Origin of the sequence: Brevibacterium rongguiense (assembly GCF_009857845.1) — a bacterium.
Taxonomy (GTDB): domain Bacteria; phylum Actinomycetota; class Actinomycetes; order Actinomycetales; family Brevibacteriaceae; genus Brevibacterium; species Brevibacterium rongguiense.
Window position 1 is genome coordinate 1 of sequence record NZ_WWEQ01000163.1, and the last position, 254, is coordinate 254.

Consider the following 254-nt stretch of genomic DNA (forward strand, 5'->3'; position numbering starts at 1 on the left):
AGCATGCTTCGGCGGCGCGCTTGTCGAGCACCATCCTGACGGCGTGCTCACGCAACTGCTGGTCGTACTTCTTGGGCATGATCCGATTCTCCTTCAGATGAGTCGGAACCAAACCCAGGGCGCTTCAGTTCACGCGGTGCTCGTGCGCTGCCGGATCAACCGACTCAACCGTATCGACCGCGTCACCGGTGAACCGATCCGCCGGTATGAGCACGACCACCCTGGGGCGCTGATCCATGTCGACGTCACGAAGT

1 pseudogene is annotated in these 254 nt (G+C 61.4%); it reads left to right on the forward strand.

Going from position 1 to position 254, the window contains the following annotated elements:
• Nucleotides 1-121: 121 nt before the first annotated feature.
• Nucleotides 122-254: pseudogene (locus GSY69_RS13990) on the forward strand (IS481 family transposase); the annotation flags it as partial.